Origin of the sequence: Kitasatospora sp. NPDC057595 (genome assembly GCF_042800875.1) — a bacterium.
In the GTDB taxonomy this organism is placed as follows: domain Bacteria; phylum Actinomycetota; class Actinomycetes; order Streptomycetales; family Streptomycetaceae; genus Kitasatospora.
The window spans coordinates 57,123-79,886 of the sequence record NZ_JBHVGL010000022.1; the positions used below are offsets into that span (position 1 = coordinate 57,123).

Annotated in this window: 21 protein-coding genes; 17 read left to right on the forward strand and 4 right to left on the reverse strand. The window is 74.3% G+C overall.

From position 1 onward, the window contains the following. Positions 1-52 precede the first annotated feature (52 nt). From ACFU9E_RS28280 to ACFU9E_RS28310, 7 genes are all read left to right on the forward strand, one after another. Complete coding sequence (locus ACFU9E_RS28280; protein ID WP_380683542.1) at positions 53-373, forward strand: (2Fe-2S)-binding protein; 321 nt, start codon at positions 53-55, stop codon at positions 371-373. Continuing rightward, on the forward strand, positions 354-1,817 hold the full coding sequence (locus ACFU9E_RS28285; protein WP_380683544.1) for an NAD(P)/FAD-dependent oxidoreductase: 1,464 nt from the start codon (positions 354-356) through the stop codon (positions 1,815-1,817). Before ACFU9E_RS28280 ends, ACFU9E_RS28285 begins: the two co-directional genes overlap by 20 nt. Positions 1,818-2,016: 199 nt before the next feature. Then, complete coding sequence (locus tag ACFU9E_RS28290) at positions 2,017-2,880, forward strand: dihydrodipicolinate synthase family protein (protein WP_380683558.1); 864 nt, start codon at positions 2,017-2,019, stop codon at positions 2,878-2,880. Positions 2,881-2,996: 116 nt separating this feature from the next. Further along, positions 2,997-4,001, forward strand: a complete 1,005-nt coding sequence (locus ACFU9E_RS28295; RefSeq protein ID WP_380683546.1) for a proline racemase family protein — start codon at positions 2,997-2,999, stop codon at positions 3,999-4,001. A 58-nt stretch (positions 4,002-4,059) separates the two neighbouring features. Then, positions 4,060-5,424: an aldehyde dehydrogenase family protein gene (locus tag ACFU9E_RS28300; protein ID WP_380683547.1), complete on the forward strand. Its 1,365-nt coding sequence runs from the start codon at positions 4,060-4,062 to the stop codon at positions 5,422-5,424. Further along, complete coding sequence (locus ACFU9E_RS28305) at positions 5,424-6,509, forward strand: proline racemase family protein (protein WP_380683548.1); 1,086 nt, start codon at positions 5,424-5,426, stop codon at positions 6,507-6,509. The genes ACFU9E_RS28300 and ACFU9E_RS28305 overlap by 1 nt, the downstream gene beginning before the upstream one ends. After that, positions 6,506-7,504, forward strand: a complete 999-nt coding sequence (locus ACFU9E_RS28310; protein ID WP_380683549.1) for an ornithine cyclodeaminase family protein — start codon at positions 6,506-6,508, stop codon at positions 7,502-7,504. Before ACFU9E_RS28305 ends, ACFU9E_RS28310 begins: the two co-directional genes overlap by 4 nt. Positions 7,505-7,710: 206 nt before the next feature. Here the strand turns inward: ACFU9E_RS28310 and ACFU9E_RS28315 are convergent, their stop codons facing one another. Beyond that, a complete protein-coding gene (locus tag ACFU9E_RS28315; RefSeq protein WP_380683550.1) occupies positions 7,711-8,289 on the reverse strand; it encodes a TetR/AcrR family transcriptional regulator in 579 nt (192 codons plus the stop codon). A 108-nt stretch (positions 8,290-8,397) separates the two neighbouring features. Between ACFU9E_RS28315 and ACFU9E_RS28320 the strand changes: the two genes are divergently transcribed. Both ACFU9E_RS28320 and ACFU9E_RS28325 read left to right on the forward strand, forming a co-directional pair. Further along, positions 8,398-9,285, forward strand: a complete 888-nt coding sequence (locus ACFU9E_RS28320) for an NAD(P)-dependent oxidoreductase (RefSeq protein ID WP_380683551.1) — start codon at positions 8,398-8,400, stop codon at positions 9,283-9,285. A gap of 174 nt (positions 9,286-9,459) precedes the next feature. Then, a complete protein-coding gene (locus ACFU9E_RS28325; protein WP_380683552.1) occupies positions 9,460-10,173 on the forward strand; it encodes a GntR family transcriptional regulator in 714 nt (237 codons plus the stop codon). A 186-nt stretch (positions 10,174-10,359) separates the two neighbouring features. Here the strand turns inward: ACFU9E_RS28325 and ACFU9E_RS28330 are convergent, their stop codons facing one another. Both ACFU9E_RS28330 and ACFU9E_RS28335 read right to left on the reverse strand, forming a co-directional pair. Next, on the reverse strand, positions 10,360-11,043 hold the full coding sequence (locus ACFU9E_RS28330; RefSeq protein ID WP_380683553.1) for an ABC transporter ATP-binding protein: 684 nt from the start codon (positions 11,041-11,043) through the stop codon (positions 10,360-10,362). Further along, positions 11,040-12,116, reverse strand: a complete 1,077-nt coding sequence (locus ACFU9E_RS28335) for an ABC transporter permease (RefSeq protein WP_380683554.1) — start codon at positions 12,114-12,116, stop codon at positions 11,040-11,042. The genes ACFU9E_RS28330 and ACFU9E_RS28335 overlap by 4 nt, the downstream gene beginning before the upstream one ends. Before the next feature lie 162 nt (positions 12,117-12,278). Between ACFU9E_RS28335 and ACFU9E_RS28340 the strand changes: the two genes are divergently transcribed. From ACFU9E_RS28340 to ACFU9E_RS28350, 3 genes are all read left to right on the forward strand, one after another. Then, positions 12,279-13,499: a sensor histidine kinase gene (locus tag ACFU9E_RS28340; RefSeq protein WP_380683555.1), complete on the forward strand. Its 1,221-nt coding sequence runs from the start codon at positions 12,279-12,281 to the stop codon at positions 13,497-13,499. Next, positions 13,496-14,146: a response regulator gene (locus tag ACFU9E_RS28345; RefSeq protein WP_380683556.1), complete on the forward strand. Its 651-nt coding sequence runs from the start codon at positions 13,496-13,498 to the stop codon at positions 14,144-14,146. Before ACFU9E_RS28340 ends, ACFU9E_RS28345 begins: the two co-directional genes overlap by 4 nt. A gap of 89 nt (positions 14,147-14,235) precedes the next feature. After that, positions 14,236-15,267, forward strand: coding sequence for a nitronate monooxygenase (locus tag ACFU9E_RS28350; RefSeq protein ID WP_380715452.1), 1,032 nt, complete (start codon positions 14,236-14,238; stop codon positions 15,265-15,267). Positions 15,268-15,294: 27 nt separating this feature from the next. On the opposite strand, the gene ACFU9E_RS28355 is transcribed toward ACFU9E_RS28350, so the two are convergent. Then, positions 15,295-16,698: an aminopeptidase P family protein gene (locus ACFU9E_RS28355; RefSeq protein WP_380689509.1), complete on the reverse strand. Its 1,404-nt coding sequence runs from the start codon at positions 16,696-16,698 to the stop codon at positions 15,295-15,297. Between the two features lie 304 nt (positions 16,699-17,002). Here ACFU9E_RS28355 and ACFU9E_RS28360 point away from each other — a divergent pair, with 304 nt between their 5' ends. Genes ACFU9E_RS28360 through ACFU9E_RS28380 form a run of 5 tightly spaced genes read left to right on the forward strand, consistent with a single transcriptional unit; the run spans position 17,003 to position 22,707 of the window. Further along, complete coding sequence (locus ACFU9E_RS28360) at positions 17,003-18,757, forward strand: ABC transporter substrate-binding protein (RefSeq protein ID WP_355370939.1); 1,755 nt, start codon at positions 17,003-17,005, stop codon at positions 18,755-18,757. Between the two features lie 14 nt (positions 18,758-18,771). Then, positions 18,772-19,731, forward strand: coding sequence for an ABC transporter permease (locus ACFU9E_RS28365; protein ID WP_380715454.1), 960 nt, complete (start codon positions 18,772-18,774; stop codon positions 19,729-19,731). Then, on the forward strand, positions 19,728-20,714 hold the full coding sequence (locus tag ACFU9E_RS28370; RefSeq protein WP_355370934.1) for an ABC transporter permease: 987 nt from the start codon (positions 19,728-19,730) through the stop codon (positions 20,712-20,714). The genes ACFU9E_RS28365 and ACFU9E_RS28370 overlap by 4 nt, the downstream gene beginning before the upstream one ends. Beyond that, complete coding sequence (locus tag ACFU9E_RS28375) at positions 20,714-21,715, forward strand: ABC transporter ATP-binding protein (protein WP_380689152.1); 1,002 nt, start codon at positions 20,714-20,716, stop codon at positions 21,713-21,715. Before ACFU9E_RS28370 ends, ACFU9E_RS28375 begins: the two co-directional genes overlap by 1 nt. Continuing rightward, positions 21,712-22,707, forward strand: a complete 996-nt coding sequence (locus ACFU9E_RS28380; RefSeq protein WP_380689150.1) for an ABC transporter ATP-binding protein — start codon at positions 21,712-21,714, stop codon at positions 22,705-22,707. Before ACFU9E_RS28375 ends, ACFU9E_RS28380 begins: the two co-directional genes overlap by 4 nt. The last annotated feature ends 57 nt before the right edge of the window (positions 22,708-22,764 follow it).

The following is a 22,764-nucleotide window of genomic DNA, read 5'->3' on the forward strand; positions in this document are numbered from 1 at the left end:
TCGTCCGACCACCCCACGATCGGCTCATGAGCTGAACGGAGAACCCCCACCCATGCGCCGTAGCCGTACCCCCGCGGATCTGGTCGAGGCCGAACCCGGGCCCGCGTTCACCATCGACTTCGACGGCCGGCCCGTGCCCGCGCTGCCCGGGCAGACCATCGCCGCCGCCCTGTGGGCCGACGGCGTGCTCGCCTGGCGCACCACCCGGGTCGGCGGGAAGCCGCGCGGGGCGTTCTGCGGGATCGGCGCCTGCTTCGACTGCCTGGCCACCGTCGACGGGCGGCCCAACCAGCGCACCTGCCTGCTGCCGGCCGAGCCCGGCACCACCGTCACCACCCAGGAGGGCCACGGCCGTGCCGAGCTCGACGTCTGACCCCGTGGCCGGTGAGCCGCGCCCCTACGACCTCGCGGTGATCGGCGCCGGACCGGCCGGCCTCGCCGCCGCCGTGACCGCCGCCGACCTCGGGCTGCGCTGTGCCCTGGTCGACGCCGGCCGCAGCACCGGCGGCCAGTACTACCGTCACCCGGCCCCCGGCCTCGGCGCCGCCCGGCCGGACCGGCTGCACCACGGCTGGTCCGTCTACACCGGCCTCGCCGACCGGCTCGCCGCCCACCGGACGGCCGGCCGCGTCGACGTGCTGTCCGGCCACCAGGTGTGGGCGCTGGAGCGCGCCGGGGAGCGCGACTGGCGGCTGCACGTCACCACCGGACCGGACGCCGAGGACCGGGCCACCGTCCGCTCGGAAGCCGTGCTGCTCGCCACCGGCGCCTACGAGCGGCAGCTGCCCTTCCCCGGCTGGACCCTGCCCGGGGTGGTCACCGCCGGCGGCGCCCAGGCCATGCTCAAGGCCGGCCTGGTGCTGCCCGGCCGACGGATCGTGGTGGCCGGCAGCGGCCCGCTGCTGCTCGCGGCGGCCTCCTCGCTGGTCACCGCCGGCGCCGAGGTGCCCGCGGTGGTCGAGGCCACCGCCTACCTCGGGTACGCCCGACGCCCCGGCGTGCTGGCCGCCGTTCCGGCCAAGCTCGTCGAGGGCGCCGGGCACGGCTCCGCGCTGCTGCGGCACGGCGTGCGGCTGCGGCCGCGCAGCGCGGTCGTCGAGGTCCACGGAACGGACCGGGTCACCGCCGTCACGGTGGCCCGGTTGGACGCCGAATGGCGTCCGGTGCCCGGCAGTGGGCGGCGGATCGAGTGCGACGCGCTCGCCGTCGGCCACGGCCTGGTCCCGCAGATCGAGCTGGCCACCGAGTTGGGCGCGGCCACCCGCACCACGCCCGACGGGACGGCGGCGCTCAAGGTCGACGCCCGCCTGAGGACCACCGTCCCCGGGCTCTGGGCGGCCGGCGAGACCTGTGGGGTCGGCGGCGCCGACCTGGCGATCACCGAGGGCGAGCTGGCCGCGCACGCGGTCGCCGACCGGCCGGTGCGCACCGCGCTGCTGCGCCGGCGCTCCCGGCTGCGGGCCTTCGCCGAGCTGATGGCGGCCGCCCACCGGCCCGGCCCGGGCTGGACCGACTGGCTGCGGGAGGACACCGACGTCTGCCGCTGCGAGGAGGTCCCGGCCGGGCGGATCCGCGAGGCGGTGGACGAGCTGGGCGCGGGCGACGCGCGCACCGTCAAGCTGCTGACCAGGGCCGGGATGGGCTGGTGCCAGGGCCGGATGTGCGGTCCGGCGGTGGCCTGCCTGGCCGGCGGCGGCGCCCAGGACGGGGAGGTGCGGGCCGACAGCCGGCCGTTCTCCTGCCCCGTTCCGCTCGGACAGCTCGCGGCCTACCGGACCGACACGACCGACCAGGCCGGGCGGACCGACCAGAACTGAGCTCGATCGGTCGGGACTGAGCTGGACTGAGCTTGACCGGCCGGGACCGGATTCGTCCGGTTCCCGGCCGACCCGCCCGACATCGCTCGGCGGCGCCTCTTGTGTCCGCCGCGTGCCCCTTTATAAAATGTCACACCTCACCAAGGAGTCACCTGTGTCCAAGACCCTGCACGACGCCACCAAGCCCTGGCGCGGCATCATGGTCGCCACCACGCTGCCGCTGCGCCCGGACCTCTCCGTCGACTACGACGCCTACGCCGACCACGTCCGCTGGCTGATCGAGTCGGGCTGCGACGGCGTCGTCCCCAACGGCTCGCTCGGCGAGTACCAGACCCTCACCGCCGAGGAGCGCGCCAAGGTCGTCGAGGTCGCCGTCGAGGCGGCCGGCGACGGTTCCCGCGTGATGCCCGGCGTCGCCGCCTACGGCAGCGCCGAGTCCCGCCGCTGGGCCGAGCAGGCCGCCGAGGCCGGCGCCGGCTCCGTCCTGCTGCTGCCGCCGAACGCCTACCGCGCCGACCGGGCCGCCGTGCGCGGCCACTACGCCGAGGTCGCCAAGGCCGGCGTGCCGATCGTGGCCTACAACAACCCGATCGACACCAAGGTCGACCTCGTCCCGTCGCTGCTCGCCGAGCTGCACGGCGAGGGCTCGATCGTCGCGGTCAAGGAGTTCACCGGCGACGTCCGCCGGGCGTACGAGATCGCCGAGCTGGCCCCGGGCCTGGACCTGCTGATCGGCGCCGACGACGTGCTGCTGGAGCTGGCCCTGGCCGGCGCCGTCGGCTGGATCGCCGGTTACCCGAACGCGCTGCCGGAGGCGAGCGTCGCGCTGTACCAGGCCGCCGTCGCCCACGACCTGGGCACCGCGCTGCCGCTGTACAAGGCGCTGCACCAGCTGCTGCGCTGGGACTCCAAGACCGAGTTCGTCCAGGCGATCAAGCTCTCCATGGACATCGCCGGCCGCCCCGGCGGTCCGACCCGCGCCCCGCGCCTGCCGCTGACCCCGGAGATCGAGGCGGCCGTCCGCGCGGCCACCGAGAAGGCGCTGGCCGAGGGCCTCGCCTGATCGGCACCCCGTAGTTCCCGGAGTCCGGGACGGCCGGCTGCGGCGGCAGCCGGCCCCCTGGCGGCCCTCCACGGGCCGTCCCCCTCCACCACCCACCACCCACGGAGCGTCAGCTGATGCGCAGCCGCCACGTCTTCCACGCCGTCGACTCGCACACCGAGGGCATGCCCACCCGGGTCATCACCGGCGGGTTCGGCGTCATCCCCGGTACCACCATGGCCGAGCGCCGCGTCCACTTCCAGCAGCACCTGGACCAGTTCCGGACGCTGCTGATGTACGAGCCCCGCGGCCACGCCGCGATGAGCGGCGCCATCCTGCAGCCGCCGACCCGGCCGGACGCCGACTGGGGCGTGCTCTACATCGAGGTCTCCGGCCTGCTGCCGATGTGCGGCCACGGCACCATCGGCGTGGCCACCGTGCTGGTGGAGACGGGCATGGTGCCGGTCGTCGAGCCGGTCACCACCGTCCGGCTGGACACCCCGGCGGGCCTGGTGATCGCCGACGTCGCGGTGGAGAACGGCGCCGCCAAGGCGGTCACCATCCGCAACGTGCCGTCCTACTCGGTCGCGCTGGACCAGAAGATCGAGGTGCCCGGCTTCGGCACGGTGACCTATGACCTCGCCTACGGCGGCAACTTCTACGCCATCCTGCCCCTCGACGAGTTCGGCCTGCCGTTCGAGCGGGAGCGCAAGCAGGACATCCTGGACGCGGGCCTGGCCCTGATGGACGCCATCAACGCGGGCCCGGACCGGCCGGTGCACCCGGAGAACCCGTCCATCCACAGCTGCCACCACGTCCAGCTGCTCGCCCCCGGCTCCACCGCCGAGCACTCCCGGCACGCGATGGCCATCCACCCCGGCTGGTTCGACCGCTCGCCCTGCGGCACCGGCACCTCCGCCCGGATGGCCCAGCTGCACGCGCGCGGCGAGCTGCCGCTGGACCGGGACTTCCGCAACGACTCCTTCATCGGGACCACCTTCATCGGCCGCCTGGTCGAGGAGACCGAGGTGGCCGGGCGTCCCGCGGTGGTGCCGACCGTCACCGGGCGTGCCTGGGTCACCGGCACCGCCCAGTACTTCCTCGACCCCACCGACCCGTTCCCGGCCGGCTTCCTGCTCTGACCGCCCGGCCGGTCCCGTTCCACCCCCTCCCGTCGAATCCCCCGAAGGGCTGCCCCCAGTGACGATCCGTTCGTACAACCCCGCCGACCCCGCGGACCTCGTCGCCGAGGCGCCCCGCCCCGGCACCGAAGCCGTCGAGGCCGCCGTCGCCCGTGCCCGCGCCGCCCAGCCCGGCTGGCTCGCCGCCGGCGCCGGCGCCCGCTCGGCCGCGCTCACCCGGATCGCCGCGGCGGTCGAGACGCACGCCGAGGAGCTGGCCGAGCTGGTGGTGCGCGAGGTCGGCAAGCCGATCGCCGAGGCGCGGGGCGAGGTCGCCCGCACCGTCGCGATCTGGCGCTACTACGCGCAGGCCCCGTTCGCCGCCTCCGGCGAGGTGCACGAGACCGCCGGCGGGCCCGGCCTGCTGCTCACCCGCCGCCGCCCGTACGGGGTCGCCGGGCTGATCACGCCGTGGAACTTCCCGCTGGCGATCCCGACCTGGAAGGCCGCCCCGGCGCTGGCCGTCGGCAACAGCGTCGTCCTCAAGCCCTCCTCGGAGGCGATCGGCGTGGCGCGGCGGCTGGGCGAGCTGATCGCCGGGGCCGGGCTGCCCGCGGACGTCTTCACCGTGCTGCCGGGCGGCGGCGCCGAGGGCAGCACCCTGGTCGCCGCGGCCGACGTGGTCTCCTTCACCGGCTCCACCGGGGTCGGCCGGCAGGTCGTCCGCACCGCCACCGAGCGCGGCATCCCGGTGCAGGCCGAGCTCGGCGGGCTGAACACCGCGATCGTCCTGCCGGACGCCGACTTCGACCAGGCCGCCGCCCACCTCGCCAACGCGATCGCCGGCTACGCGGGCCAGAAGTGCACCGCCACCAGCCGGGTCGTCGCGGTCGGCGAGGCCTACGAGCCGCTGCGCGCCGCGCTGGTCAAGGCGCTCGCCGCGGTCGACGAGACCTCCTGCGGCCCGGTCATCAACGAGACCACCCGGGACGAGATCACCGCGGCCGTCACCTCCGCGCAGGAGGCCGGCGCCGAGGTGCTGACCGGCGGCGGCGTCCCGGCGCGGGACGGCTGGTACCTGGAGCCGACCCTGGTCGCCGGGGTGCCGGACGACCACCCGCTGCGGCGCGAGGAGTTCTTCGGCCCGATCGCGCTGCTGCACCCGGCGGCCGACCTGGACGAGGCGATCGCGCTCGCCAACGACACCCCGTACACGCTGTCCGCCTCGGTGCACACCGGGGACCTGGACGCGGCACTGGCCGCCGCCGACCGGCTGAACGCGGGCATGATCCGGGTCAACGCGCCGTCCAGCGGCGTCGACTTCCACCTGCCGTTCGGCGGCGCCAAGGGCGCCAGCCACGGCGCGCGCGAGCAGGGGCAGGCGGCGCTGGACTTCTACACCCAGAGCCGCACCGTCACCCTGCTGCCGGCCGGGGGTGCCTGATGCCGGCGCAGCCCATTGACGGCATCGACGGCATCGACGCCGCCGACGGTGCGTCCCTGTACGTGGACACCGTCGACTACCACACGGCCGGCGAGCCGTTCCGGATCGTCGTCGCCGGCGCGCCGGTGATCCCCGGGGACAGCGTCGCCGAGCGGCGGGCCATCGCCATCGGCGCCGGCGGCACCGCGACCGCGCCCCGGCCGAGCGCGCTGGACGACATCCGTCAGCTGCTCACCCGCGAGCCGCGCGGCCACGCCGGGATGTACGGCGGCTTCCTGGTGCCGGCGGACGACGACGAGGCCGACTTCGGCGTGCTGTTCTGGCACAAGGACGGCTACTCGACCGCCTGCGGCCACGGCACCATCGCGCTCGGCGCCTGGGCCGTCGACTCCGGCCTGGTCGCGGCGCCCGACTTCGGCGTCGCCCGGGTGCGGATCGACGTGCCGTCCGGCCGGGTCACCGCGCTGGTCCACCGGGCCGCCGGGCGGACCACCGGGGTGACGTTCCGCAACGTGCCCGCCTGGGTGAGCGAGCTGAAGCTGCCGGTGGAGACCTCGCGAGGCACCGTCGAGGTGGCCGTCGCGCACTCCGGCGCCTGCTACGCCTCGGTGCCGGCCGCCGCGCTCGGCCTCTCGGTGAGCCTCGGGCAGCTGCCCGAACTCACCGCGATCGGTCGGGAGATCCGTGCTGCGCTGGCCGGCTCCCCGGCGGTGCGGCACCCCGTCGACCCGCGCCTGTCGGGCGTCTACGGGGTCATCCTGCACGACGAACTCCCCGCTGAGGGGGGTGCGCTGAACCAGCGCAACGTCACCGTGTTCGCGGACGGTCAGATCGACCGTTCGCCGTGCGGCTCCGGTACCTCGGCCCGGCTGGCGATCCTGGCCGCCGAGGGACGGCTGGCGCCCGGTGAGGAGCTGCGGCACGAGTCGATCGTCGGCACCGTCTTCGGCGGGCGGGTGCTGGCCGGCGGCGACCCGTGGGGCGACGGCGTGGTCACCGAGGTGACCGGCACCGCGCACCGCACCGGCGAGCACCGTTTCGTGCTCGACCCGCAGGACACCCTCGGCGCGGGGTTCCTGCTGTGAGCGGGGACCTGCGGACGGCGCCCGCCGCCGTGCGGACCCCGGAAACGCCCGGCGCGGCGGCTGAGCCGCTCCAGCCCGCCGCGTCGGGCCCGGTGGACGTCCTGGCCGCCGCCCCGGTCGGGCTGACACCCGCCGAGGCGGCCGGGGCGATCGAGCGGGTGCTGATCGACGGGCTGGACCCGGAGGCCGCGCCCGCCCGCTCGGCGGTGCCGGTGCCCGCCGGGGAGCTGCTGCTGATGCCGGCCGCCTCGACCCGGTACGTCGGGGTGAAGGTCGCCGGGGTCGCCCCCGCGAACCCGGCCGCCGGGCTGCCCCGGATCACCGGCAGCTACCTGCTGCTCGACGGTCCGACCCTGCAGCCGCTGGCCCTGATCGACGGCGTCGCGCTCACCGCGCTGCGCACTCCCGCGGTCACCGCCGTCGCGCTGGACCGGCTGGCGGTGCCGCAGGCCGAGCACCTGGTGCTGTTCGGCTCCGGCCCGCAGGCCTACGGCCACCTGGACGCGCTGCTCGCCGTCCGCCCGCTGACCAGGGTGACCGTGGTCGCCCGCAGCGAGCAGCCCGCCGAGGCGCTGGCCCGGTACGCCCGGGCGCGCGGCGTGGCGGCGGCCGTCGGCACGTCCGCCGACGTGGCGGACGCCGACCTGGTGGTCTGCTGCACCACCGCGCGCACCCCGCTGTTCGACGGCGCGCTGGTCCCGGACCACGCGGCGGTGGCGGCGGTCGGCTCCCACGAGGTGGACGCGCGGGAGGTGGACGAGGTGCTGGTCGGCCGGTCCACGCTCTACGTGGAGGCCCGCGCGGTGGCGCTGCGGGAGGCCGGCGACCTGCTGATGGCGGGCGTGACCGGCGCCGACACCCTGTGGAACCTGGCCGAGCTGGTGAACGGCGAGGCGCCGGTGCCGACCGGCCGGCCGCGGTTCTTCAAGAGTGTCGGGATGGCCTGGGAGGACCTCGCGGTCGCGGCGGAAACCCACCGCCGCACCGCGGGCTGAAGTCTCCGGCCGGCACGGGGCCCGCTGTGGGGCCCGACGCACGGTGCCGGCGCCTCGGCGCAGCGCAGGCACCCGCCCCCTGACCCATTGCCCTGGACGGGGGCGGTCGTCGAAGTGACCGGCCGGATGTGCGGCCGACGTGGTGGGACGGGATCCCCCGCCACGTCGGCCGCTTCTTTGTTTTCGCCGGCCCGGGCGGCAGGACCCTAGCGGTAGGTGTTGATCAGGCGGGCCAGGTGGCGGCCGGTCAGGTGGAGCGGTTCCTCGCTGCGGGCGACCTGGGCGGCGAGCTCCGCGCCCTCCAGGGTGTTGATGACGGTGGCCGCGAGTTCCCGGGCGTCGGTGAGGGCGATGCCCGAGCCGTGCAGCTTCTCCTCGACGATCGCGCGCCAGTGGGCGAAGGCCTCGGTGACGGCCTGTTCGATGACCGGGGCCCGGCCGACGGTCTCCAGGGCGGTGGTGGTGATCGGGCAGCCGTCCTGCCAGTCGGAGGCGTGCAGGGCCTCGGCGAGCATGCGGGTGCAGGCGGTGACCGCCTCGGCCGGGTCGTCGGCGCTGCCGAGCCCCTCGCGGAGCATGTCGGAGAACTCCTGGTCGCCGTGGCGGATCGCCTCGGCGGCCAGTTCCTGCTTGCCGCCCGGGAAGAAGTGGTAGACGGAGCCGAGGGTGGCCTCCGCCTCGCGGGCGATCTGCTTGATGCCGGTGCCCTCGAACCCCTGGCGCTGGAGCAGCCGGGAGGTGGTCCGGACGATCCGCTCACGGGTGCCGGTGGTCGTCGTCTTCACGGGGGTGAGTCTAGCCGGTGGGCTGAATAGAGCGTTCGTTCTACTGCTGTGCTAGCGTCGAGCCCTGGATAGAGCGTTCGTTCCAGTCGAACTCCGGAGGGGATCCCCATGTCCGTCACGCCGCAGCAGCAGCCCGGCACGCCGTCCGTCACCCTGATCGGCCTCGGCCCGATGGGCCTGGCCATGGCCGGCGCCTACCTCGACGCCGGGTACGCCGTCACGCTCTGGAACCGCACCGCCGGGCGGGCCGCCGACCTGGTGGCCCGCGGCGCCGTGCTCGCGCCGAGCGCGGCCGAGGCGGTCGCCGCCAACGAGCTGGTCGTGCTCAGCCTCACCGACTACGACGCGGTGTTCGCCGTGCTGGCCGCCGCCGAACCGGAGCTGGCCGGGCGTGCCGTCGTCAACCTCAGCTCCGACACGCCCGAGCGGGCCCGCGAGGCCGCCCGGTGGCTGGCCGAGCGGGGCGCCGGCCACCTCACCGGCGGGGTGCAGGTGCCGCCGTCCGGGATCGGCAGGCCGGAGTCGTCGACCTTCTACAGCGGCCCGGCCGAGCTGTTCGGGCGCCATCGGGCCGCCCTGGAGGTGCTGACCGGCGCCGACTACCGGGGTGACGACCCCGGGCTCGCCCAGCTGTACTACCAGATCCAGATGGACCTCTTCTGGACCTCGCTGGCCGGCTATCTGCACGCCACCGCCGTCGCCGAGGCCAACGGCATCCCGGCGGACGTGTTCCTGCCCTACGCCACCTCGACGGCCGCCTCGATGCCGGGCTTCCTCGCCTTCTACGCGCCCCGGATCGCCGCCGGGAACCACGGGGGCGACGTCGACCGCCTCACCATGGCCCTCGCAAGCGTCGAGCACGTCCGGCACACGGTGGAGGCCTCCGGGGTGGACGGCGCGCTGCCGCGGCTGATCGCCGACACCTTCCGGCGGGGCGTCGAGGCCGGGCACGGGGCGTCCAGCACGACCAGCCTGATCCGGCTGCTCCGGGAGTGAGGGAGGCGTATCAAATAGTGGGCCGCCGACCGTTGTCACCGGGCGGCGGCCCTGTCACGATGGGCTCGGGGCGTGCGTCGCGGGCGCTGACAGGTCGTCCGAATCACGGGATGTTGCACACTCAACGTAACGTGACATTGTACGCTGGTGTTCTGCACTCACCGGAGGAACACCATGGCCGACCTCAAACCCCGCACCCTGATCTCCGTCCAGGAGCGGCTGCGCGACCAGGTCGCCCACGCCCTGCGGGCCGCCCTCATCTCGGGCGAGCTGCGCCCCGGCGTCGTCTACTCCGCGCCCGCCCTCGCCGCCGACTTCGGCGTCTCCGCCACCCCGGTCCGCGAGGCCATGCTCGACCTCGCCCGCGAGGGACTGGTCGAGGCCGTCCGCAACAAGGGCTTCCGGGTCACCGAGCTCACCGAGCGCGACCTCGACGACTTCACCGAGATCCGCGCCCTGATCGAGGTCCCGACCGTCGGCCGGGTCGCCCGCACCGCCAACGCCGACCAGCTGGAGGCGCTGCGCCCGCAGGCCGAGGCGATCGTCGCCGCCGCGGGCAAGCAGGACCTGATCGGCTACCTGGAGGCGGACCGCCAGTTCCACCTCGACCTGCTCGGGCTGGCCGGCAACACCCGCCTGGTCGAGGTGGTCGGCGACCTGCGCAAGCGCTCGCGCCTCTACGGCCTCAACCGCCTCGCCGAGCGCGGCGAGCTGGTGTCCTCGGCGGAGGAGCACCTGGAGCTGCTCGACCTGATGATCGCCGGCGACGCCCCGGCCGCAGAGTCCTGCATGACCCGCCACCTCAGCCACGTCCGCTCGCTGTGGGCCGAGGACCAGCAGGTGGCGGAGGAGGAGTCCCGCACCGGCCTGCGGCTCCGGGCCCGCTAGGGGCGAAACCACCCGTTCGAGCGATAGGAACGGGAATTCTCTCGCCGGTCCTGCGGGTCGTGGTGTTCACCGAGCCGCGCGGCGCCGCCTACCGGACGCGCCAGGTCCACCACCCGGGCGAGTCGTTCACCCTGCCTTCGTCGGTCGGGGTGTCGGCTTCGTTCGCGGTGGCGGACCTGGTCGCGGTCAGACAGCGGCCGCCGGTACCGTCAGGCGGCCGTCGTGGACCTCGGCGACCTGGTCGACCGCGGTGAGGTGGGTGCGGTCGTGGGTGACCAGGACGGTGGCGGTGGCGCGCTGGTGGGTGAGGGTGGTGAGCAGGTCCAGAACGGCGGCGCCGCGTTCGTGGTCGAGGGCGCTGGTGGGCTCGTCGACCAGGAGGACGGTGGGGTCGTTCATCAGGGCGCGGGCGATGTTCACCCGCTGGCGCTGACCGCCGGACAGCTGGTGCGGGCGGCGGCCCACCTGCTCGCGCAGGCCGACCGCGTCCAGCAGCTCCAGGGCCCGGGGGAGGGCGGATCGCGGGGCGCGGCCGTCCAGGTGGGCCATCACCTGGAGCTGTTCGACGGCGGTGAGCGAGGGCAGCAGGTTGGGCTGCTGGAAGACGATGCCGATCCGGTGGCGGCGCAGTGCCGTCAGCGCGGTGCGGTCCAGGCCGGTGGTGTCGGTGCCGTCCACCACCACCCGCCCGGAGTCCGGGGCGATCAGGGTGGCGGCCACCGCCAGCAGGCTGGACTTGCCCGAGCCGGACGGGCCCACCACCGCGGTCAGGGTGCCCTTGGGGACGGTCAGCGACACGTCGTCGAGGGCGGTCAGCCGGCCGTCGCCGTCCGGGTAGGTCAGGGTGACGTGGTCGAGAACGAGGCTCATCGGGCACTCCCCAGGGCGGTCAGCGGGTCGACGGAGGTGATGCGGCGGACCGACAGGGCCGCGCCGACCGCGCCGAGCGCGATCATGACGACGGCGGGCAGCAGGACGGTCGGGGCGTCCAGGACGAACGGGACGGCGGAGCCGATCAGCGCGCCGAGGCCGGCGGCGAGCGCCGTACCGAGCACGGTGCCGAGCAGCAGCAGGACGACGGCCTGCCCCAGCGCGTCGCGCAGCAGGTAGCGGGTGGAGGCGCCGAGCGCCTTGAGGACGGCGATGTCGCCGCTGCGCTGGATCGTCCAGACGGTGAAGAAGGCGCCGATCACCAGGGCGGAGATGGCGAACAGGAAGCCCCGCATCAGCTGCAGCGAGCCGTTCTCGGAGGTGTAGGAGCCGATCGCGGCGAGCGCGTCGTCCCGGCTGCGGGTCTCGGTGCCGAGGGTGGCGTCGGCGGCGCCCAGGTCGGCGCCCTTCGCGGTGGTGAGCGCGACCACGGTGGCGTGGCCGGTGCCGCCCGGGGCGGCCCGCTGCCAGTCGGTGAGGGTGGTCCAGACGACCGGGGTGTGGCTGTAGGAGGCGTCCCCGGAGACGGCCGCGACCGTCAGCGGCTGCCCGCCGACGCTGAACGCGTCGCCCGGGTGCAGCCCGCCGAGGTCCTCGGCGGCGGTCTTCGACAGCACCGCCCGGCCCGGGGCGAGCGAGGCGCCCTGCGGGGCCAGCGTGGAGCCGTCGGGCACGCCGAAGACGGAGAGCGCGGCGGTGCGCGGACCGGCCGCCGCCTTGGTGGTGGCGATGCCGAGCGGCTGCGCGTCGGTGACGCCCGGGGTCCGGGCCCAGCCCTGCCACTGCTCGGGAGTGACCTGGGAGTCGGTGAACGACAGCTTCTGGCCGTCCGCCGGCCGGCCGAAGGCCAGATGGTCGGCGGACAGCCCGGTGATCGCCGAGATGTTCTGCCGGCCCAGCCCGGCCGTCAGGCCGGACAGCAGCCCTACCAGCACCGTGATCAGCACGATGACGGTTCCCATCAGGGCGAACCGCCCCTTGGCGAACCTCAGATCCCTCCAGGCGACGAACACCGCAAGCCCTTCCGCTCGATCCACTGCGACAGTGACGAGACTCCCCCGAAGCGGGGTGCCCGGGCATCGCACCGGGGATTGGATCCTCGGCATCGAAGGGCAGAACCGGAGTTCAACCTTTCGATTGATGCCGGACGGCGGCGCGCACCCTACGCTGGACGGATGGCGACCGAACGACCCCGAACCACTCCCGTCGCCCGCGTCCTCCAGGTCTGCCTGCACCTGCTCGTGGCGGGCCTGCTGGCGCTCGCCGTCGTCCGGGCCCTGGCGGGCCGGGTCGGCGACCCGGCCGCGGTCACCGCCGCGGCCACCGCGATGGCCGCCGTCTACACGGCCGGACCGCTGATCGGCGCCGTCGGCCGCTCCCGGCGGGCGGCCGGGCTCTGGCTCGCGCTGCTCGCCGTCACCTGGGCGGGTGTGCTGATCACCACGCAGGACGGCGTCTGGCTGGCCTTCCCGCTGTACTTCCTGGAACTGCACCTGCTCGGCCGGCGCGCCGGGCTGGTCGCGGTGGGGCTCACCGCGGTCGCCTCGATCGCCGCGTACTCCGCGCACCAGCACACGGTCAGCGTCGCGGCCTCGATAGGGCCGCTGCTCGGCGCCGCCGTCGCCACCGCCACCGTCCTCGGTTACCAGGCGCTCTACCGGGAGAGCGAGGAGCGCCGCCGCCTGATCGACGAGCTCACCGCCGCCCGCGCGGACCTCGCCGCCGCCCATCACGCGGCCGGCGTCCTCGCGGAGCGTGAGCGGCTGGCCCGGGAGATCCACGACACCCTCGCGCAGAGCCTCACCAGCATCCAGCTGCTGCTGCGGGCCGCGCAGCGCGCCCTGCCGGAGCGCACCGACGCCGCCTCCGAGTACGTCGAGCAGGCCCGGCAGGCGGCGCAGGACAACCTCGACGAGGCCCGCCGCTTCGTGCGCGCGCTCACCCCGCCGGCGCTGGAGAGCGACACCCTGCCGGTCGCGCTGGAGCGGCTGTGCGCGACGACCTCGGCGCGCAGCGGGCTGCCGGTGCGGCTGCACGTCTGTGGTGAGCGGGTCCGGCTGCCGGTGCCGCACGAGGTGGCGCTGCTGCGGATCGCGCAGTCGGCGCTCGGCAACACGGTGCGGCACGCGCGGGCGACGCGGGCCGAGGTGACGCTCGGCTTCCGGGCGGGGGAGGTGGCCATGGACGTGGTGGACGACGGGGTCGGCTTCGATCCGGCGGCCGTGGCGGGACCGGCGGCGGGCACCGACGGGGACGGCGGGTTCGGGCTGCCGTCGATGCGGGCCAGGGCGCGGGCGCTCGGCGGGACGTTCGCGGTGGAGTCCGCGCCGGGGGAGGGCACGGCGCTCGCCGTGCTGCTGCCGGTACCGGACGCTTCGAGTGAGGAGACCCCGTGACCGGGGACGTGATCCGCCTGCTGCTGGCCGACGACCATCCGGTGGTCCGGGCCGGGCTGCGGGCCGTACTGGAGAGCGAGCCGGACTTCGCGATCGTCGCCGAGGCCGCGACCGCCGAGCGCGCCGTCGAACTGGCGGCGGAGCTGGCGGTGGACGTGGTGCTGATGGACCTGCAGTTCGGGCCGGGTTCGGCGATGAACGGCGCGCAGGCCACCGCGGCGATCACCGCCCGGGGCGCGGGGGCGCCGCGGGTGCTGGTGGTGACCACCTACGACACCGACGCGGACACCCTGCCGGCGCTGGAGGCGGGGGCCACCGGGTACCTGCTGAAGGACGCGCCGCCGGAGGAGCTGGCCCGCGCGGTGCGGTCGGCGGCGGCGGGGCGCACCGCGCTGGCGCCGACGGTCGCGGACCGGCTGCTGGAGCGGATGCGGACGCCCGGGGCGGCGCTGAGCGCCCGGGAGACGGAGGTGCTGGGGCTGGTCGCCGACGGGCTCACCAACCAGGCGATCGGCCGGCGGCTGCAGCTGAGCCTGGCGACGGTGAAGTCGCACCTGGTGCACATCTACACCAAGCTGGGCGTGGAGTCGCGCACGGCGGCGGTGCGGGAGGCACGGGCGCGGGGGCTGATCCGGCGCGGGGGCTGACCGCTGCCGCGGGGCGGTCCGGCACGGAGCGTAGGGTGGGCGGCACAGCCCGAGAACCCCGGTGCGCCGTGTGAGTGGAGGATCCCCGGATGGCCGTGCGACTCGACGAACTCCCCGTGCCCGTGATCGCCGCGCCGATGGCCGGCGGGCCGTCGACACCGGAGCTGGCGGCCGCCGTGAGCGGGGTGGGCGGGCTCGGCTTCCTCGCCGCCGGGTACCGCAGCGCCGAGGACACCTTCGACCAGGTGCGCCGGGTCCGGGAGCTGACGGACCGGCCGTTCGGGGTGAACCTGTTCGTGCCCGCGGAGCCGGGCGACCCGGCGGCCGTGGCCACCTACCGGGAGCGGCTGCGGCCGGAGGCCGAGCGGTACGGCGTGAGCCTGCCGGAGTCCGTCGCGCCGGACCGGGACGACTGGGAGGCCAAGATCGCCGGGCTGCTCGCCGGGCCCGTCCCGGTGCCGGTGGTCTCGTACACCTTCGGGCTGCCCTCCGCCGAGGAGGTGCGGGCGCTGCGGGCGGCGGGCAGCTTCCAGGTCGGCACGGTGACCACGCCCGAGGAGGCGCGCCGCGCCGAGGCGGTCGGGATGGACGCGCTGTGCGTGCAGGGGCCGGAGGCCGGCGGGCACCGGGGCACCCACCGGGCGGCGGACCGTCCCGGGGAGCTGCCGCTGCTCGAACTGCTGGCCGCCGTCCGGGCGGTGACCGGGCTGCCGCTGATCGCGGCGGGCGGGCTGTCGGACGGTCCGGCGGTGGCGGGCGCGCTGCGGGCCGGGGCGGTGGCGGTGCAGCTGGGCACGGCGCTGCTGCGCGCGGACGAGGCCGGGACCTCGGCCGCGCACCGGGCGGCGCTGACGGAGTTCGACACGACGACGGTCACCCGGGCGTTCACCGGCCGCCCGGCGCGGGCGCTGCGCAACGACTTCACCGACCGGTTCGGGCCGTACGCGCCCGCCGCCTACCCGGACGTGCACTACCTGACCCAGCCGCTGCGCGCGGCGGCGGCCGGGCGCGGTGACGCGCAGGGGATGCACCTGTGGGCGGGGACGGGCCACCGGGCGGCGCGCGGCGGCCCGGCGGCGGAGCTGGTCACGGAGCTGTGGGAGCGGGCCGCCGGGCGGTGAGCCCGGCGGCCCGCTCGACCGCGGTGCTCAGCCGAGCAGTTCGGCCATCCAGGCCTCGATGGCCGGCACCGTGCGGGGCAGCGCGCCGGACATCAGGCGCGCGCCGTCGGCGGTGATGACGAGGTCGTCCTCGATCCGGATGCCGAGGCCGCGCAGTTCGGCGGGCAGCGTCTCGTCGTCGGGCTGGAGGTAGAGGCCGGGCTCGACGGTGAGCACGTGGCCCTCCTCCAGGACGCCGTCCAGGTACGTCTCGGCGCGGGCCTTGGCGCAGTCGTGGACGTCCAGGCCGAGCATGTGGCCGGTGCCGCAGAGGGTGTAGCGGCGGTAGAGGCCGCTGTCGTCGGCGAGCGCCTCCTCGGCGCTGACCGGCAGGATGCCCCAGTCGGCGAGGCCCTCGGCGATGACCCGGGCGGCCGCGCTGTGGAAGTCGCGGAAGCGGGCGCCGGGGCGCAGCGCGTCGATGCCGGCCTGCTGGGCGGCGAGCACCAGCTCGTAGGCCTGCCGCTGGACGGGGGTGAAGGTGCCGCTGAGCGGCAGGGTGCGGGTGATGTCGGCGGTGTAGAGGGTGTCGGTCTCCACGCCGGCGTCGAGCAGCAGCAGGGCGTTCGGGTCGAGGGCGCCGTCGTTGCGGATCCAGTGCAGGACGCAGGCGTGGGCGCCGGTGGCGGCGATGGTCTCGTAGCCGATGCCGTTGCCCTCGGCGCGGGCGCGCAGGTTGAACACGCCCTCGATCCAGCGCTCGCCGCGGTGGTGGCGCAGCGCGGTGGGCAGGGCGCGCACGACGTCCTCGAAGCCGAGCACGGTGTGGTCGACGGAGAGCTGGAGCTGCTCGACCTCCCAGGTGTCCTTGACCAGGCGCAGCTCGGACAGCACGGCGGCGAACAGGCCGTCGCCCTGGGCGAGCTCGGGGGCGCCGGGGCGGTTGGTGGCCCCGTCGAGCGCGGGGTCGACGCCGGTGAGGACGCGGGTGGCGGGCTGCGGGCCGGTGAGCAGCTTGTCCAGCTCGTCGAGGTGCTCGACACGCACGCCGGTGAGCCGGGCGGCCTCGTCGAGGTCGGGGCGGCGGCCGACCCAGAACTCGCCGTAGCGGCGGTCGCGGAAGAACTCGGCGCCGCGCACCGGGTCGCCGCCGCGCGGGGAGCGGGGGCGCAGGTAGAGGACGGGCTCGTGGCCGTCGGGGCCGGTGGGCTCCAGGACGAGGACGTGGCCGACCTGGTCCTCGCCGGTGAGGCCGGTGAGCCAGGCGTAGGCGCTGTGCGGGCGGAAGCGGTAGTCGACGTCGTTGCTGCGGACCTTGAGCTGGCCGGCCGGGACGATCAGGCGCTCGCCGGGGAAGGCGGCGGACAGGCGGCTGCGGCGGCCGGGGGTCACGGCGTACCCGGGGACGCGGTCCTCGGCGGGGAGCGGCGTGGCCGCCCAGGAGGTGCCCATGAAGGCGTTGAGGGCGGCCGAGACGGGGAGGTCGTGGCTTCCGGTGTTGAGGCCGGTCTGACGGAGGGTCACCGGGTGGCTCCTAAGCGGGTGGTGCGGATGAGGGGGAGGTGGGGGGCTGCACGGACACAGCTCGGTAACGGGCGGCGTCACCTCTTGTGCAGTGCAATTTCACATTACTATGTTACGGGTCACACCGCGGAGCGGCTAGACCCCCTGAGGTCGCCCTCCACGGCTGGTCCCGGATCCACCCCCGGGGCGGACGACGGGCCTTCACGGCGGCCCCCCACTGCGGAGATCAGATATGAACAGGCGTACCCAGACCGCCATCGCGGCGGCCATCGCGGCGGCACTCTCCCTCGGTCTCGCGGCCTGCGGCGACAAGGACAAGAGCGACACCTCGGACGGCGGCACCGCCGCCTCCACCAAGGCCCCGGGTGCCGCAGCCGGCTCGGTCGTCGGCGGTACGCCGGTCAAGGGCGGCACCCTGCACGTCCTCACCAACCAGGACTTCGCGCACCTCGACCCGGCCCGCAACTGGGTGCTGCCGACCATGGACTTCGGTACCCGGCTGCTCTACCGCACCCTGGTCACCTTCAAGGCCGAGCCGGGCCCCGCCGGCAGCGAGATCGTCCCGGACCTCGCCACCGACGTCGGCCGCCCCTCCGACGGCGGCAAGACCTGGACCTTCACCCTGAAGGACGGCGTCAAGTACGAGGACGGCACCCCGATCAAGTCGGCCGACATCAAGTACAACGTCGAGCGCTCGTTCGCCGCGGACCTCACCGGCGGCCCCGACTACGCCGCGCAGTACCTGGCCGGCGGCGAGAACTACAAGGGCCCGCTGACCGGCGAGCACCTGCCGAGCATCGAGACGCCGGACGACAAGACCATCGTCTTCCACCTCAAGCGCCCGGTCGCCGAGTTCTCCTACACCGCGACGCTGCCCACCTTCGCGCCGGTCCCGCAGTCGCAGGAGAAGGGCACCCAGTACGACCAGCGGCCGTTCTCCTCCGGCCCGTACAAGATCGACACCTATGACCGCGGCAAGCAGCTGGTGCTGGTCCGCAACAGCAACTGGGACACCTCCACCGACACCGTCCGCAAGGCCTACCCGGACAAGATCGTGGTCACCCAGGGCATCAAGGGCGGCCAGGCCGACGACCGGATCATCGCCAGCGACGGCGCCGACGCCAACGCGATCGAGATGCCGTGGATGCGCCCCGAGTCGGTGCCGAAGGTGCTGCCCAAGGAGGACGTCAAGTCCCGCATGATCGCCGAGGTGACCGGCTGTACCGACAGCCTCTACCTCAACACCGCCAAGGCGCCCTTCGACGACCCGAAGGTCCGCGAGGCGATGATGTGGGCGGTCGACCGCGAGGCCCAGGTCACCGCGTTCGGCGGCCCGACGATGGCCGACGTCGCCACCACCTTCCTGCCGCCGTCGCTGGCCGGCGGCGTCAAGGGCGACCCGCTGAAGGTCCCCGCCGCCGGTGACCCGGAGAAGGCGAAGGCGATGCTGAAGGAGGCCGGCAAGACCGACCTCAAGCTCCAGCTCACCGTCTCGCTCGGCGACAAGGTCCGCGCCGAGGCCATCCAGCAGTCGCTCTCCAAGGCCGGCATCCAGGTCACCGTCAACACGGTCGACCCGTCCGCCTTCGCCGACACCATCGGCGACATCAAGAACGCCCCCGAGCTGCTGATCCAGGGCTGGTGCCCGGACTACCCGTCCGGCTCGACCTTCGCCCCGTTCCTGTTCGACGGCCGGACGATCAAGGAGAAGGGCAACCAGGGCAACTACAGCCAGTTCAAGGACCAGGCCACGATGGACGAGATGGACCGCATCGCGGGCCTGACGGACGTCGCGGAGGCCAACAAGGCCTGGCAGAAGCTGGACGAGGACATCATGAAGAAGGCCCCGGCCGTCCCGCTGATGTGGGAGCGCCGCCCGCTCCTGGTCGGCACCAACGTGGCCGGCGCGTTCGGCAACTCCGGTTACGCCGGGATGCTCGACATGGCCGTCATCGGCCTCAAGGACCCCTCGAAGAACCAGGGCTGAGGGGCCGTCGCCAGATGAGTACTACCACTGAGCCCGCCGCCGCGCCCGTCGCGGCGGCGGGCCCCGCGAAGCCCTCCGGGCGCGGGCCCTGGCGGCTGGTCTGGGACCAGCTGTGGGCCAAGGGCTCGGCCCGGTTCGGGCTGATCACCGTCGCCCTCCTGATCCTGATGGCGGTGCTGGCCGGCCCGCTGAGCTCGCTCGGCGGCTGGTCCCCCGAGGAGTTCGACAAGCGCGCCGTGGACGCCTACCTGGGCGGTCTGCCCAAGGGCGACTTCGGCGGCATGGGGGCGCGGCACTGGTTCGGCGTCGAGCCGGTCACCGGCCGCGACCTCTTCGCCCGGGTCCTGCACGGCGGCCAGGTGTCGCTGCTGATCGCCTTCACCGCCACCGCCCTCGTCGTGATCGCCGGCACCCTGGCCGGCATCGCGGCCGGCTACTTCGGCGGCCGCGTCGACAGCGTGCTGTCCCGGCTGATGGACCTCACGATGTCCTTCCCGTCGCTGATCTTCATGATCGCGATGATGTCGGTGGCCAAGGACGTCAACCGCATCCTGCTGATGACCACGGTGATCGGCCTGTTCGGCTGGCCCGGCATCGCCCGCGTGGTCCGCGGCCAGACCCTGTCGCTCAAGCACCGCGAGTACGTCGAGGCGGCCAAGGTCGGCGGCGCCCGCTCCTGGCGCATCCTCACCCGGGAGATCCTGCCGAACGTCTCCGGCCCGATCATCGCGTACACCACGCTGCTGATCCCCGGCATGATCGCCACCGAGGCCGCGCTCTCCTACCTCGGTGTCGGCGTCCGCCCGCCGACGGCCTCCTGGGGCCAGATGATCGCCGAGTCGATCGTCCACTACGAGACCGACCCGACGTACTTCATGATCCCGACGGTCTTCCTCTTCATCGCCGTGCTCGCGTTCACGCTGCTCGGTGACGCGCTGCGCGACATCCTCGACCCGAAGGGGGGCCGGTCGTGATCCTGTACCTCGGCCGCCGGCTGATCGGCGTGGTCGGCATCCTGCTGGCCATCTGCGCCATCACCTTCACCATCTTCTACCTGCTGCCCAACGACCCGGCGGCGGCCGCCTGCGGCAAGACCTGCAGCCCCGACCGGCTCGCCGAGGTCAAGGCGGCGATGGGCCTGGACAAGCCGGTCTGGGAACAGTTCGGCGCCTACCTGGCCGGCATCGTGGCCGGCCGCGACTACGGCACCGGCCCCAGCGCCGCCCACTGCGGCTTCCCCTGCCTCGGCTACTCCTACGAGTACTCGCTGCCGGTCTGGGACCTGCTCGTCGACCGCCTGCCGGTCTCCGTCTCGCTCGCCCTCGGCGCGGCGGTGCTCTGGCTGGTCCTCGGCCTCGGCGCCGGCGTCTCCTCGGCGCTGCGCAAGGGCAAGCCGACCGACAAGATCCTGATGGTGCTCTCGGTCGGCACCGCCTCGCTGCCCGTCTACTTCACCTCGATCATGCTGATCTGGGGCGTCGTGCGCAGCGCCGGCCTGCTGCCCTACCCCTCGTACCACAAGTTCACCGACAACCCCCTCGAATGGGGCTCCAACCTGCTGCTGCCCTGGATCGCGCTGGCCCTGCTGTACGCGGCCCAGTACGCGCGGCAGAGCCGCAACTCGATGATCGAGGCGATGTCCGAGCCGTACATCCGCACCGCCCGCGCCAAGGGCATGCCGTCCCGCACGGTCACCGTCAAGCACGGGCTGCGCTCCGGCATGACGCCGATCCTCACCATCTTCGGCATGGACCTCGGCGGCCTGCTCGCCGGCGCCGTCATCACCGAGTCCATCTTCGGCCTGCCCGGCATCGGACGCCTCTTCTACGACGGGCTGCTCCGCTCCGACCAGCCCGTCATCCTCGGCGTCACGCTGCTCGCGGCCTTCTTCATCGTGGTCGCGAACCTGCTGGTCGACGTGCTCTACGCATTCGTCGACCCGAGAGTGAGGTACTGATGACCGCCCTTCTGGAGGTCGAAGACCTCAAGGTCTCCTTCAACACCCCGCGCGGCACCGTCCGGGCCGTCGACGGCATCAACTTCACCGTCGAGGCCGGGAAGACCCTCGGCCTGGTCGGGGAGTCCGGCAGCGGAAAGTCCGTCACCTCGCTCGCCGTCATGGGCCTGCACCGCGGTGCCGAGGTCGGCGGCTCGATCCGGCTGCACGGCCAGGAGCTCAACGGCCTCAGCGAGAAGGCCCTCGGCGCCGTCCGGGGCCGGCGGATCGCGATGATCTTCCAGGATCCGCTGTCCAGCCTGCACCCCTTCTACACCGTCGGGGAGCAGATCGCCGAGCACTACCGGGTGCACTTCAAGGCCTCCCGCAAGGCCGGGCGGCAGCGCGCGATCGAGATGCTCGCCGAGGTGGGCATCCCCGAGCCGGCCCGCCGGGTCGACGAGTACCCGCACCAGTTCTCCGGCGGCATGCGCCAGCGCGTGATGATCGCGATGGGGCTCGCCTGCGAACCCGAACTGCTGATCGCCGACGAGCCGACCACCGCGCTCGACGTCACCGTCCAGGCCCAGATCCTCGATCTGATCGCCAAGATCCAGCAGGAGCGCGGCCTCGGCGTCGTGATGATCACCCACGACCTGGGCGTGGTCGCCCGGGTCGCCCACGAAGTGCTCGTCATGTACGGCGGCCGCGCCGCCGAACAGGCGACCGTGGACCGGCTGTTCGCCGCCCCCGCGCACCCGTACACCCGAGGGCTGCTCGACTCGCTGCCCCGCCTGGACGACACCGACGACGCCCCGCTGCGGGCCATCCCCGGCAGCCCGCCGTCGCTGATCGCCCCCGCCCCCGGCTGCTCCTTCGCCCCGCGCTGCGCCCGCACCACCGCCGCCACCGCCGAGGAGCACGCCCGCTGCCTGTCCGAGCGCCCGCAGTTCGGTCCGCTCTCGCCCGGCCACCAGGCCGCCTGTCACCTGCCGCTGGTGCCGGAAGGAGCCCTGGGATGACCGCGACGACCGACCCGGCCCAGCCCCTGCTGTCCGTCCGGGACCTGGTGAAGACCTTCCCCGGCCGCCGTTCGCGCACCGGCAAGGCCGGCGCCCCGATCCGCGCGGTGGACGGGGTGAGCTTCGACGTCGGCGCCGGCGAGACCCTCGGCCTGGTCGGCGAGTCCGGTTGCGGGAAGTCCACCACCGGGCGCATGATCGTCCGGCTGAGCGACCCGACCTCCGGAACCGTCACCTTCGACGGCACCGAGATCGGCGGCCTGACCCAGGCCCAGCTGCGCCCGCACCGCAAGCACCTGCAGATGGTGTTCCAGGACCCGTACTCCTCGCTCAACCCCCGCCAGACGGTGGCCCGGATCATCTCCGAGCCGTTGCTGGTCCAGGGCACCGGCGCGGCCGACGCCCGCAAGCGGGCCGCCGAGCTGATGGAACTGGTCGGTCTCATCCCCGAGCACCTGGACCGCTACCCGCACGAGTTCTCCGGCGGCCAGGCCCAGCGCATCGGCATCGCCCGCTCGCTGGCCACCTCGCCCCGGCTGGTGGTCGCCGACGAGCCGGTCTCCGCGCTGGACGTCTCCATCCAGGCCCAGGTGGTCAACCTGATGGAGCGGCTCCAGGACGAGCTCGGGCTGGCGTACATCTTCATCGCGCACGACCTCTCGGTGGTCAAGCGGGTCTGCGACCGGGTCGCGGTGATGTACCTCGGCCGGATCGTCGAGATCGGCGACAAGCACCAGGTGTACGGCAACCCCGCGCACCCGTACACCAGGGCGCTGCTCTCGGCGGTGCCGCTGCCGGACCCGGCGGCGGAACGCGAGCGCGAGCGGATCGTGCTGCTCGGCGACCCGCCGAGCCCCGCCGACCCGCCGTCCGGGTGCAGCTTCCACCCGCGCTGCCCGAAGGCCCAGGAGATCTGCCGCACGGAGCGTCCGCTGCTGCAGATCGCCGGTCCGGGCGGCCGTGAGGCGGCCTGCCACTTCCCGGAGAACTGACCCGGGACACGGTCTCGCGGCCGCGAGCGCCCGCCGATGGGCGCGCTCCCGGCCGCG